Genomic DNA, 12,866 nt, shown 5'->3' on the forward strand with positions numbered 1-12,866 from the left:
AACGTGGGAGGAAATGGGATGAGCCGCTTTATATTACATACGAAGACAAAGTGGAAGAAGCGATTCCAATATCTGGCGGCCGGGAGCGCGTGCGTGTTTCTGGCGGTGGCAGTGGGCTATGGGATACACAGCATTGGAACCGCGGGAGCTAAGAGCCGGGAGGTGGTGGCGATTCAGAACGGGGAGGATGTGGAGCGCTATCTGCTGGATCGGGAGAGCGAAGATTATAATCTGAGAGGGAGGTACCGTCTGGATGAGGATATCGAGCTTGGTTGGCTGTATGAATCCATCGGAACCCAGGTGGAGCCGTTTACCGGAACCTTTGACGGAAATGGCCATGTGATAAGCGGGCTGACAAGACCGCTGTTTGGAGTGATGGAGCGGGCGGAGGTGAAGAATCTGTTTTTGGGTGAAGCGGAGATTTCTCACCCGTTCACGTATCACGATGGGGAGCGGTATGTGGATGGATATGGAGCGCTGGCGGCCTACGCGGTGGATTCCATTTTTCGGAACTGTGGAATGGGCGGGGATATCTTCATGTCCAGTCCGGCGGAAGCAGAATATCAGATGGCGAAAGCCAGTCCGGCGGATGCGGAGAGTGTGGAGAGAGACAGAGCGGAAGGACCAGGCGGAGCCGGGGAACTGCCATTGGGAGAAAATGCTGACGGCAGTACGGGAGAAGTGCAAAATGGTGGACCAGGCGTGGAAGGCGGGCCAGGTATGGAAGGCGGAGCCGGAATGACTGGTGAATCGGAAACGACTGGTGGACCTGGGCTGGAGGCGAGTACGATGCCATCCTCGGAGGAGAGCAGCAGTCAGCCGGCTGGACCAGGAGGACAGGAATCGCAGGTGCCGGAGGGCCAGGAAACGCAAGTGCCAGGAGGTCAGGAACCGACGACACCAGGTCATCAGGAATCACAGGCACCGGGAGGTCAGCAACCGACGGCACCAGGGCAACAGGGAACGCAGGTGCCGGGAGGTCAGGAACCGACGACACCAGGTCATCAGGAATCACAGGCACCGGGAGGTCAGCAACCGACGGCACCAGGGCAACAGGGAACGCAGGTGCCGGGAGGTCAGGAATCAACGGCGCCAGGAAATCAGGAAACGCAGTCGCCGGGAAGTCAGGAATCGACGGAGCCAGGGTTGCAGGAACCGCAGGTGCCGGGAAGTCAGGAATCAACAGCGCCAGGGAATCAGGGAACACCGGAGACCGGGCCGCAGGAAGTGCCAGAAGGTACAAATTCCGTAGAACATGGAGCGGAATCCTCCAGTAAGACGGAGGAGAATCCAAGTGCCAGAACGTCAGGAATAAATGGAAAATCACATCTAAATCAATCATTGGATGAGAAGGGTACTTTCAGCGCGGAGGAGACATCCGCAAACCATTTAACCGCCACAGCAGAGACCATAGGATATCAGCCGGCAGAACGGCTGTACTTAAAAATGAAGCTGTCTGCCGTAGCGGAAGCAGATGCGCAGGGCATAGCTCTGGCCAGTCCCCCTGACGCGGACAGAGAACCAGATACCCCACCTCCCGCCACCCCGGCAGACGCATCGGAGGAGACAGAACCGACGTCCTCCGGCGGCGGGGAACCAGGGGAAGCAGAATCAGAAAATTCCACCGAATACATAGGAAATCCCAACGGTGATATCTATATTCTCGTCACCGCAGACCGCATAACAGCTGGTGGCCTTATGGCCCAGACGGCCGGGGAAACACTGATATCCGACAGTTTCGCTCTAACGACGATTTATGCGCAGCCTGGAGAGACAGAAACCTATGCAGGAGGTCTGGCCGGTATTATGGAAAATGGAAGCAGAGCCGAAAACAGTTACGCCTCCGGTACCATAGACAGCCCCGGCATGACAGGCGGATTTGCCGCCATCAATAACGGATTTATCCAAAACTGTTATTCTTCCGCCATCATCGGAAGAACAGGAACCACGCGGGGAGCTTTCCTGGCATCCGGCAGTGGTGAGATAACCGGCTGTATCTATGACCGCCAGATGGCCTGCGTCCACGAGGAAGAATCCATTTTTCCGAACACCGATTCTTTGGCTGAAATGTCCCAGACAGAAGAAAACGAATTCCGCCTGAAAGGTTTGGACACAGTTCTGATGTCAGGAAAAGACACTCAGATTCCGGGAAGCTGGTACACCACGGAATACGCATATCCGCAATTAGAATATTTTGCATTTAGTGAAAATGAAATCGTAGCCGCTTATTCCAAACTCTCGGCAGTGACACTCCCTCTTCCGGAGGGCAGTACACTGGAGGACATGTGGAAGGGGGCGGGCCCCATTCTGCCAATGGAAATCGACGGGGAAGAAATCCGCTGGGAAGCGGAGGGCGACATTTTCATCGATGACCAAAATCAGATACAGACCGGGCAGGGCGTATCCATTTCCTACAAGGAGGTTCCTGATGTGGGGGAGCCGATGGATGAGAGCGTTTCCGATACCGCCAGTGAGCGGTTGAAAGAGGAAGGAAATGTCGGGGAGGAGCCGGCCAGTGAGGAGGCCACGAATCAGGAGCAGCCAGAGACAAACGAAATCCAGTTAAAGGCGGCTATCGGCTCCCTCACCAGGAATTTTACCCTCAACACAGCATTGTTGGAAAACACCAGGGCGGTTTATGAGACATGGGAGGATGTGGGGGAGGCAGTCTATAACGGTACGATAACCGGAACAAATTTCGTGCCAGTTCAAAATGCATCTGACGGATACTATGAAATCAAAACGCCGGAAGCATTTGCCTGGTTTGCCTATGTGGTCAATCATGTAACCGGCAAGAGCGGGATTGATGGAAGACTGATGAATGATGTGGATATGTCTGGTACGGAACATGGCTGGGCAGCAACGGCGCTGGCCTGGATGCCGATTGGGGTCATTAATTCGTGTGAATATACGGGGACCTTTGACGGTGGCGGACATTCTGTTCATCATCTCACACTGAACTGCAGTCTGGTGATTGATAAATATATCAGCAGCGATAGTGATATATATACAGGACTTTTTGGAAAGATTAGAGGAAATAAAATTGAAAATATCATATTGGAGAATCTATCTGGGAGTGGAACAACTTCCTCAGACCGGCTGGGAGGGATTGTTGGATTAGCCAATGGCGATTACTTAATTGCAGGATGTGGTGTGGAAAGTGGGAGCGTTTATGGCGGGGGGGTCGGAGGTGTATTAGGTGAAAGTTTGGGAAACGGAATTGTTTCAAAGTGTTATAACAAAGGTGAAATTAAAGGGCTTGCAAGATCGAGGGGGAGTTGTATGCCGGGGGGTCTGGGGACGCGCAGTTCAATGCTATAATCAGGGGACCGTTTCCGTTAATTTGTCGGGTGCTATGGCAGACGCGGATTGTGGTGGTGTTTGGGGATGGACCTATCAGAAGGATACTGTTGGGGCTGTTTATCTGGAGTCCTGTTATAATACCGGCGATGTAATTGGCCGCGGAGGTGGGATGAATGGGGCCCTGATAGGAAATACGACAAACTTTAAAGGGGCGACGAAGTGTTATTTCCTGACAGGTTCTGGCAATACAAAATATGGTACTGCTGTTTCCGAAGCAGAACTCAAGACTTGGTCCTTCGCGTATAAACTGAATGAAAACACGCTGGATGGCGGATGGAAATATAACCCTGACGATTATCCGTCAATTGGCGCTCTCACAAAACCTGACTGGAACCTGATAGGAAAAGAGACGGATGAAGTATATACCGGCAGGAAGCCTTCGGGAGATGGCATTTCCTCCCCGTTCAAGATTACGAATGCGGTACAGCTGGCCTGGTTTGCCTATGCGGTCAACCAGGGAAATACAGGATACAACGCGCAGATAATGAATGTCATTGATTTGGCGGGAGGAGACTATGCAGGAACGGCGGACCAGCCTCTCGCATGGACGCCGATAGGTAAAACCGCATCCACTGCGTATACGGGAAGCTGTAAGTCAGAGGGGGCGCAGGTAATTCAAATTGATAATCTTTCTGTGAATACGGCAGGGGAAGCCGGCTTATTCGGTTTTTTAGCCGGCAGTGCCGATATATCCGGTATTGGGATTGCAGACGCCTCCGTAACCGGGGACACTGCCGGGGCCATTGCCGCCCAGGTCACCGGGAATGCGGTGATTTCCAAATGTTATAACCGGGGAAATGTTTCCGCCAGGGGAGGTGCGGATTCCTATGTCGGAGGTATCGCCGGCAAGGTGGCCGGTGGAGGCACGATAAAGGACTGCTATAATATGGATTCCACCATAACAGGCAGTGCCGCAGGTCATGCTTCTTACACTGGAGGAATCGCAGGCGGTGTGACGGAGGCATCGGCAATCGTTCAAAGTTGCTACCACGCCAATCGAACCGGCGGCGCATCAGGCAGTGTCACGTCCTCCGGAACGGCAGGTTCCATTGTGGGGATGACAGCCAGCACAGTCCAAAGCTGTTACAGCGACAGCTCTCTTGCGGCAGATACCGGGGCCGGTGTATTTCTTTTGAAGGACAGCAGCAATGACGAACTCCAAAAGATGACCGATACACTGAATACGGTAAACGGCACCGAGAAAATGAAAGCAGACCGGGTATGGTATACTACTCTGTCATCCGAGGGCACCCATGGCCTGCCGGGCTGGACAGCGCCGGTGACCGTGGAGGTGACGCTGGACCCATCGGCTGCGGATGCAGGAAATAATGTGTGGGGAAATGCAGTTGTGAGTGGTGTTCCATCCGGGACACTGCTGCGGGGCATTCATCAGGAGAATTCCAGCAGTGCAAAATTCAGTCCGACAGCGGTAAATACGGTAAAGAGTAATTTTTCGACCTATGGAACCATAAATGCCGGAAAAAATCTGGCGTTGTCGGCTGGAACTGGGAATCAGGACATAAGCGGTGTCACCGGCATTTCCCTGGCAAATCCGTCGACGACGGTCACGGATTTCAGCAGGCTGACATTGTATAATGCCGCGGCCTATATGGACACCGCGGGGCGGACCATTCTGGTGGATGTGTCGTCAGGTACCACCCGTTATGAAATACGGGCCGTGATAAAACCGGTTACCAGCAAGACGGTGAGCCTGGTATTTTCCTTAAATCCAACGATTGATCTTGCACCGGGAATGAACCGGCGCTCTGATTCGGATGATGTGTCGGTGAGCAATGAGAATCCTTATCCCATAGTGGGAAGAATCTCCAGTGTGACAACCATGGACAATAAGGAGGCAAAGCTGACACCGATAGCCGCTGCGCTGCCAGGGATTGATGAAACTAAAGAACTGGATCAGGCCGGAGTTATTCTGGGGATTACCGGAGCGAAAAACACTTTGGAGACAGTGATTGGCAGCAGGGAGTACTATTACAATCCTGATTCCGGAGGGACATGGATAACTTATGAGATGGGAAGCAAGGATAAGTTCAACTTCCGTTATTTCATGAAATACAGCCCGCTTTATGCTGGGGAGGAAAAGACCTTTGGTTATGAGATTACATACAGCGCCAGCATTTCAACAGACGATATTGCGCCGGGAACGGTGACTGTTGCGTCGGAAAGCGGTGGAAGCGGTGGTTAAAGATCAACAGAGCAGGAAAAAAACGGGAATCCGGCAGGTGCGGTTCAGGATTTTGCTGGCAACGGTAACTCTTGGGATACTTGCCTTTGGCGGCCTGGCGGCCTGGTGCGCCAGCCCCAGATACATCCCGGCATCCCTCCAGGCTCAGATGGACATCCTTCCGGATAACCGGGCAAAAAACGGCACCCTGCATCGGAGGGAGGACAAAGAGATTGGGGAGGGGGAGTTCTGGGTGGTGATGAACCAGATTCCCATGGTGGCGGCGGGGAATACAGAATGCAGCCTGGAGTACGAGAACCCGGAATCCAACCATTACAGCGCCCGCGTAAACCTCTATCTGAAATCCACCGGGGAACATCTGGGGGGGACTCTCATGGTGGAGCCGGGAAGCTATGTGGAAACAATCGAATTAAAGAAAAAGCTGGAACCGGGCGAATACCCGGTGACAGCCAAAGTGGAATTATTAAAAGATAAGACACCGGCAGGCGGCATGTCCCTTGACATTACCCTGCGGGTGGTGGAACAGGAGGGAGACAGCACAGGATGAGCCTTGAGACAGGAAATACGGAAGAACATCAGGAACCCTACAGAAGAAAGCAGAGAAGCAGCCATGCCAGCCTTACCGTCATTCTCATATCCCTCATCTTCTGCCTGCTTGTGCTGTGCGGGGCGGGATATTACGGCGCCTATGTGCTAAACCAGGCTAAAGCCCAGACAGAGGAGCCTCCGGGACTGAAAGCGGAGGGAAATGTAAAGACCGGGACTTTGAGCGACCCGGCCGGAAGGCAGGCGGAACTGGATGAAATCGTGAGAGAAGGCCTGATTACCTTCTCCATCAACGCCACCCCCAGCCTGAAAACCGGAGACGGGGAAGCCAACCTGCTGATTGAGAATCCGCCGGACAACGGAACGCGTTTTACCGTGACCATCAACCGGGATGACACCGGGGAGGAGATTTACAAGTCCGGTTATCTGGACCCGGAGCAGTATATCGACAACACCCCGCTGGATGTGACGCTGGAGAAAGGGGAATACCCCTGCACCGCATACTTTGATTCCTACCGGATATCGGACAGCAGCTACCTGGGAAGGGCGGCGGCGAAGATAACCATATATGTACTGAACTAGTGGAGGGGCTTATGAGAGAAATACGGGAGAGCAGAGGGAAGAAACCATACGGTGGGCCTCTCTTCATGGGATTGCTGGTTGTGCTGGCTATTCTGGCCGGAGCGGCAGTGATCCTGTTAATCCGGTCCAGACCGCCTCAGAAAATAGAGGGTCTGGCATACGAAGTAAATGTGGTAGCCGGAGACATTCCCGGCAAATCAAAGGCGGAGCGGCAGAAGGAACTGGACTCCATTGTGGAGGAGGGAATGCTGGCCATGTCCATCAACGCCACCCCCAGCGGAAAAGGCACCGGAAGTGACCGGTCCGTCAACTGGCTGATCGAAAACCCCTCCAACCAGGGAAAACTCATCCGGGTGGAAATCTACCGTGACGACACCGGAGAAAAAATCTATGAGACCGGAGCCATCAAACCGGGCAGCTATGTGGAATCCGCCCCGCCGAACGTCGGTCTGCCGGTAGGGGAATACGACTGCACCGCCCGTTTTTACACCTACCGTCTGGAGACAGAAGAGTACATCGGCCAGGCGGCCGCAAAGATAAGGCTGGTGATATATGAATGAAAGGGACAAATCTGGAGGAAAGGGGGGAAGAGCCTTGAGAAATAAAAAAACCGCCTGGCTCCTGGCGCTGTGCCTGCTGGGACAGAGCGGGGTGACACCGGTATATGGAGCCATGGCCGCCGGGGGAGATAAAGCGGCAGCAAATGCAGACGCAGGTACAGCCATCGCCAATGGAGCAGGGAGAACTGTCTTAGGAGCCGCTCCACTGAGCGTCAGTGTCCAAACCAAAGATGTGGAATTGAACCCGGAGGATGGCAGCGCCTCCGTCCCTGTGGAAATGAAGGCAACGGTCTCAGCCTCTTTGATTTCCGTCAGTCTGCCGGCCGATGGATTTGAATTTACCGTAGACCCGGAGCAGACCTTCGACATCAGCACCCCGTCGGCCCAGATAACCAGCCCGGATGTGACGGTGGTCAACCACTCCGTGGTTCCGGTCAAGCTGGAGATATCCAGTGTACCGGAAGTGGGAGCGCAGGATGTCCGCTTTTCTGAGAAATTTTCCGATTACGTGGACCAGTCCTTCCGGCTGGTAGACACCATCTCCGGAGTCGGACCGCCAGGAACCGCCATTCTGGTACTTGGTGACAGCAGCAGGCGTTATTCCAGCAGTGAGGAATTCGAGCGCTATGCCATCCTCCCAGGCCGTACCGGCATTTTCGTGGCGGAAATTCCGGCGGAGGACCAGGCTGTCATCAAACTCTACGGCAAAGCCGCCCCCGACTTCTACGGCGAATTCGAATTCACCGTAAGGCCAACCTTAAAAATCAGCGCAGCCAGGGCCAACGAGCCTGCTGATTCCAATAAAAAATAAGCAATATCAGGAGGAAACGAACATGAAGATGACAAAGAAAACAACAGCCCTGATGCTGGCCATGACACTGGCGGCAGCAGGCACAACCGCCGCCTATGGGGACCCGGGAGTGAGCGATAACGGTGTAGTAGGCTCGGCCGGCGGCAGTACTAACATGACATTAACCGGAAATATCCAGGTAACCACTTTAAGCGTCACCATACCGACCACAGTGGCATTTGACGTTGATATGACGAAAGTACCGGTGAAAAGCGCCACGGACAAAGTAGGTGTTAACGTGCAGGTGACCGGCCCGCAGGAGAAGGATTATAAAATTATCAACAATTCTGCCTCCACGGTCTGGGTCTATGTGACAGCCGTGACACCATCAGCCACATCGACAGGCAAGACACCAAAACTGGTGAGCAAATATTCCGATTTGAAGGCGGCGGACTACAACCTGTTGTTTGCCATAAAAGATACCAAGGTGGCGCCTCCTGAGGTCAACGCCTACACCAATGAAACCGATCTGACTCTGGACAGCGACAGACCTGATTTCTGGATGAAGAGCGGAATGGCATCCGGGGATAAATACTATCTGAACAGCGACAATGGAAAACTGTTAGCGCTGGACCAGGCGACAGACAAAAAGGAAAATGAGATGCCGCTGACCATCTATGCCTTCACAAGAAAAGGCTGGGTGGCAGGAGACAGCTTTACGGTACAGCCAACCTTCACCGTATCGGTCAAAGACCCGAACCCGGCTCCGTAAAGCGCAGTTAAAGACAGGAAAAGAGAAAGGAGAATACCACCTATGGCAACCAGAATCCCATGCACCCCCTTCGGCAAGAAAATGAAAATCGCAATGGTAGAGCAGGACATCCCCCAGCAGGAGCTGGCCAGACGCCTCGGCATCGCCAACTCCACGGTCAGCGACATCATCTACGGCCGAAACCAGTGTGAGCGCACCAAAGAGCGCATCGCCGAGACCCTCGGCATCAAAGGGTAATAAATAATGTACAACATAAAGTGATTTCAAAGAGTTCCTATGACAGCCAACATCATGGGAACTCTATAATTTTATAAAAATATAATTGCATCCAAAAAGACGATGTGATATACTAAACCCATTCACACAGAGTATCACTCTGTGAGTATTCTTCGGCGCAAGCCGTTGCGGCCAGTTCGGCCAGAGTTTCACACATTTTGAAGTTTCGAAGCTAGTCACACAGTCACTTACAGCCGGTTATTTTGTGATATCCGGAAAGAGAAAAGGGGAGGGATGCCTTATGCCAGTTATTTGCCGATAAACGATTGCAATCAGACAAATAAGACGATATAATGGAGGTATCAAGATGGCAAATCAAATGCCAGAAATGCCGGTAGTGGCAGACCGGAAATATAAGGACCGGGTATTCCGGGCCGTGTTTAAAGAGAAGAAGGATTTACTGGAACTCTATAATGCACTCAGAGGTTCCGATTACACGAATCCGGAGGATTTGGAGATAAATACCCTCGAAAATGCCGTGTATATGAAGATGAAAAATGATTTATCGTTTCTGATAAAGGGAGAGCAGAAGCTCTATGAACATCAGAGTACGATCAATCCCAATATGCCGCTTCGGGGACTCTTTTATCTGACGGATCTGTTTCGGAAAATGATAGGGGCAGAAGGAAGAAAACTGTACGGAAGCGGTAGAATTCAGATATCGACTCCTTACTACGTGGTATTCTACAACGGAACCAAAGACCAGCCAGACCGCCAGCTCATGAGACTTTCCGATTCCTATACCGTAAAAGGAGAAGAGCCGCCGTGTCTGGAGATGACAGCGCTGGTCCTGAATGTGAATCTGGGTCACAATCAGGAGTTAATGGAGAAATGCAGGAAATTGCAGGAATATGCGCAGTTTGTGGCGGCGGTCAGACGATACCGTGAGAAAGACGCAGATTTGACCACAGCGATTAACCATGCGATTGATGAATGCATCCAAAACAACATCCTGGCAGAGTTCCTGATGAAGAACAGGGCGGAGGTAATGGATATGTTATGGTATGAATATGACGAAGAAGAGCACATTGCCAGTGAGAAAGAAATCAGTTATGCGGAGGGAGAAGCCGCTGGAAAAGCAGAAGGAAAAGCAGAAGAACGCCAGCTGGCTATTTTGGAATTGCTGGAGGACTTAGGTGCGATATCGCAGGAATTGAAAGATTCAATTATGTATCAGCATGACCTGGATGTTTTGAGGCGGTGGCATAAATTTGCTGCGAAAGCGGATACCCTTAAGGATTTTGAGGCTGAAATAAAATAATAAGGCAGGATTGATTTTGGGTAGAGTTCCAATGAGCGAATGCTGGCAGGAACTCTGCCTTTTTGTGCAAGTGCTGAAATATAGAATTCAGGTTATGACTTGCAATTTTTTCAGTTTCCATATATGGTAATAGTAATTACAAATTAAATATATAAGGGAGGATTTTTTTTAATATGACGGTGCGTAAAAATATGGGAATCACAGAGCAGACATTGAAGGAATATGAAGCATATCTTCAGGATGAGGAACGGAGCCGGGCTACGGTGGAGAAGTATATCCGGGATGTGAAACGGTTTCTGGGATTTCTGTCGGGGAATGGGGGAATTGAGAAGGAGAAGGTGCGGGAGTACAAGGAAATGTTGAGGGAACAGTATAAAATCACCAGCGCCAATTCCATGCTGGCGGCCATGAATAACTTTTTTGTGTTTCTTGGCAGGGAAGAGTTGAAGGTGAAGCTGTTTAAGATTCAGAGGAGTACATACAGCAGGCCGGAGAAGGAGATAACGGAAAAGGAATATGCCAAGCTGATTAAGGCCGCAAGGGCGGATGGGGATGAGCGGATGAGTATGCTGCTCCAAACCATTGGAAGTACGGGAATCCGGATTAGTGAGTTGAAGTTTATCACGGTGGAAGCCGTAAATGCGGGGCGTGCGGAGATTTATAATAAGGGGAAGTCACGGGTGGTATTACTGCCGACGGAGCTGACACGTCTGCTAAAAACCTACTGCCGGAAAATGGGAATGGCGTCGGGAAGCATATTTATCACAAGGAATGGAACCCCCATGGACAGGAGTAATATCAGCAAGCGGATGAAACAGCTGGGAAGAGAGGCGGGAGTGGACGTGGCGAAGGTATTTCCCCACAATCTGCGTCATCTGTTTGCCAGAGTATTTTACAGCATTGAGAAGGATGTGGTGCGGCTGATGGATTTGCTGGGGCATTCCAGTATCAGTACGACAAGAATTTATACTATGAGCACGGAGGAACAGCCAAGGAGGCAGATGTCGCGGATGAAATTGGTGCTTGGATAAAACGGATTTTAACCGGAAAAATAAAAATACCCCATAATATCAATTATGCGGTAACGAATATCAAGATGTGAGGCGTTCTGTCCTCACGATATAGTCTATTATACCCACTTTCGTAAAAATTGCAAGGTTTGAAATGGAAAAAATTGCAAAATGCGGCAGAAAGTTCGCAGAATTATGTGATTGTGGGAATAGGGTGCTGGCAGTCAGGCGTATTTGGTCCGGACTGTCCTATTTGGCGTGCCTTGATTCTGTAATCAGTGTTCCCCATCAGTGAGTTACCGTATGTTATCGCATGTTATCGCCGGTCAAAATTCGGAATCAGACATCTTGGCGGTGGAGAGATGGGTCTTTCATTGCAGATTTTAATCAAAAGGAGCCGTGGTCAATGATTCGGTTACTCCATAATTGATATTACAGAGTGAAGAGAGGTGCCAGTCCGTGGAAACGGTGGAAAGCAGGGGAAAATCCCGCAGACAGCAGCGGAACAGTCCGGGGAAAAAAGAGAAAAAGGGCTCCCATTTCCGCACGGTCCGTTTCGGAGGTTTTGAGGAAGGGCAGATCATCTGTTATCTCTGGGAGATTGTGAAGGCTCTGGAAGTGGACGGGGCCGGAAATGGGAAGGCGGAGCGGAGCAGGAAGCTGGAAAAGCAGATGCGGGGCCGTATCCGGGTGGAAATGCGGCGGTATTTTGCGAGACGAAGGCGCAGAAATGTGAAGCTGATACTGAGCCTGCTGTCCATCGTGCTGTGTGCCGGCTGGCTGTTTGGATTCGTGATAGGAATCGACAGAGTGTCGGGGATGTCGATGTATCCTTACCTGAACCATGGGGATGTGATTGTGTACCGCCGGATGGAAAAAGGAATCCATCGGGATGACGTGGTGGTGTTTGAGAAAAACGGGGAGAGTCTGGTCAAGCGGGTGGCGGGCCTTCCTGGGGACCGGGTGGAGATAAATCCGTCGGGAAGCCGTGTGACAGTCAACGGAGAGCAGGCGTCGGAGCAGTATGTAACCCTGACGGACACGGAGAGAGAGGAAGAGGCGCAGACAGGTGCGCCTCAAACCGTGATGGACGGGCAGTACCTGGTGCTGGGAGATAACCGGGCGGTATCGGTGGACAGCCGTGACAGCCGGATCGGCACGGTCCCGGAGGAGGATGTGCTGGGAAAAGTGATTCTGATAATCAGAGCAGGAAGATAAAGGGTTGGAGGAGTACGGAATATGAGCCATTTTAGATTACATACGAAATCGAAGGGGATAAGGCGGCAGAATGTCCTGATCATGGGAATCATCTGTGTCCTGGCGGCAGCAGCGGCCGGCTACGGAATCCACAGCATGGGGACGGCCCGTGCCAAGAGCCGGGAGACCGTGCTGATCTATACGGAGGAGGAGCTGGAGCAGTATCTGCTGGACAGGGAGAGCGAAGAGTACAATCTGAATGGAAGATACCGTCTGGAAGCGGACCTGGAGCTTGGGTGGATGGAA

11 protein-coding genes and 1 pseudogene are annotated in these 12,866 nt (G+C 51.9%); all 12 read left to right on the forward strand.

Annotated elements, in window-relative coordinates:
- The first annotated feature begins 18 nt into the window (after window positions 1-18).
- Window positions 19-3,321, forward strand: a complete 3,303-nt coding sequence (locus HMPREF9473_RS26120; RefSeq protein ID WP_006779740.1) for a proline-rich domain-containing protein — start codon at window positions 19-21, stop codon at window positions 3,319-3,321.
- Window positions 3,322-3,355: 34 nt separating this feature from the next.
- On the forward strand, window positions 3,356-5,566 hold the full coding sequence (locus HMPREF9473_RS08830; RefSeq protein ID WP_034858164.1) for a hypothetical protein: 2,211 nt from the start codon (window positions 3,356-3,358) through the stop codon (window positions 5,564-5,566).
- Window positions 5,559-6,113: a hypothetical protein gene (locus tag HMPREF9473_RS08835; protein ID WP_034858166.1), complete on the forward strand. Its 555-nt coding sequence runs from the start codon at window positions 5,559-5,561 to the stop codon at window positions 6,111-6,113. Before HMPREF9473_RS08830 ends, HMPREF9473_RS08835 begins: the two co-directional genes overlap by 8 nt.
- Complete coding sequence (locus HMPREF9473_RS26125) at window positions 6,110-6,694, forward strand: hypothetical protein (RefSeq protein ID WP_006779743.1); 585 nt, start codon at window positions 6,110-6,112, stop codon at window positions 6,692-6,694. The genes HMPREF9473_RS08835 and HMPREF9473_RS26125 overlap by 4 nt, the downstream gene beginning before the upstream one ends.
- Before the next feature lie 11 nt (window positions 6,695-6,705).
- Entirely contained in the window at window positions 6,706-7,254 is a 549-nt protein-coding gene (locus HMPREF9473_RS08845) for a hypothetical protein (protein ID WP_006779744.1), read from the forward strand.
- A 34-nt stretch (window positions 7,255-7,288) separates the two neighbouring features.
- Entirely contained in the window at window positions 7,289-8,065 is a 777-nt protein-coding gene (locus HMPREF9473_RS08850; protein ID WP_006779745.1) for a hypothetical protein, read from the forward strand.
- A gap of 22 nt (window positions 8,066-8,087) precedes the next feature.
- Window positions 8,088-8,816 (forward strand): hypothetical protein, encoded by a 729-nt coding sequence (locus tag HMPREF9473_RS08855; protein WP_006779746.1) that lies wholly within the window; start codon window positions 8,088-8,090, stop codon window positions 8,814-8,816.
- Between the two features lie 42 nt (window positions 8,817-8,858).
- Window positions 8,859-9,053 (forward strand): helix-turn-helix domain-containing protein, encoded by a 195-nt coding sequence (locus HMPREF9473_RS08860; protein ID WP_006779534.1) that lies wholly within the window; start codon window positions 8,859-8,861, stop codon window positions 9,051-9,053.
- Between the two features lie 346 nt (window positions 9,054-9,399).
- Window positions 9,400-10,353: a hypothetical protein gene (locus HMPREF9473_RS08865; RefSeq protein WP_006779747.1), complete on the forward strand. Its 954-nt coding sequence runs from the start codon at window positions 9,400-9,402 to the stop codon at window positions 10,351-10,353.
- 173 nt (window positions 10,354-10,526) lie between these two features.
- Entirely contained in the window at window positions 10,527-11,384 is an 858-nt protein-coding gene (locus tag HMPREF9473_RS08870; protein WP_006779748.1) for a tyrosine-type recombinase/integrase, read from the forward strand.
- 438 nt (window positions 11,385-11,822) lie between these two features.
- Window positions 11,823-12,581, forward strand: coding sequence for a signal peptidase I (gene lepB, locus HMPREF9473_RS26130; RefSeq protein ID WP_006779749.1), 759 nt, complete (start codon window positions 11,823-11,825; stop codon window positions 12,579-12,581).
- 21 nt (window positions 12,582-12,602) lie between these two features.
- A pseudogene (locus tag HMPREF9473_RS27640) lies at window positions 12,603-12,866 on the forward strand (hypothetical protein); the annotation flags it as partial.

It is taken from the genome of Hungatella hathewayi WAL-18680, assembly GCF_000235505.1.
GTDB classification, from domain to species: domain Bacteria; phylum Bacillota; class Clostridia; order Lachnospirales; family Lachnospiraceae; genus Hungatella_A; species Hungatella_A hathewayi_A.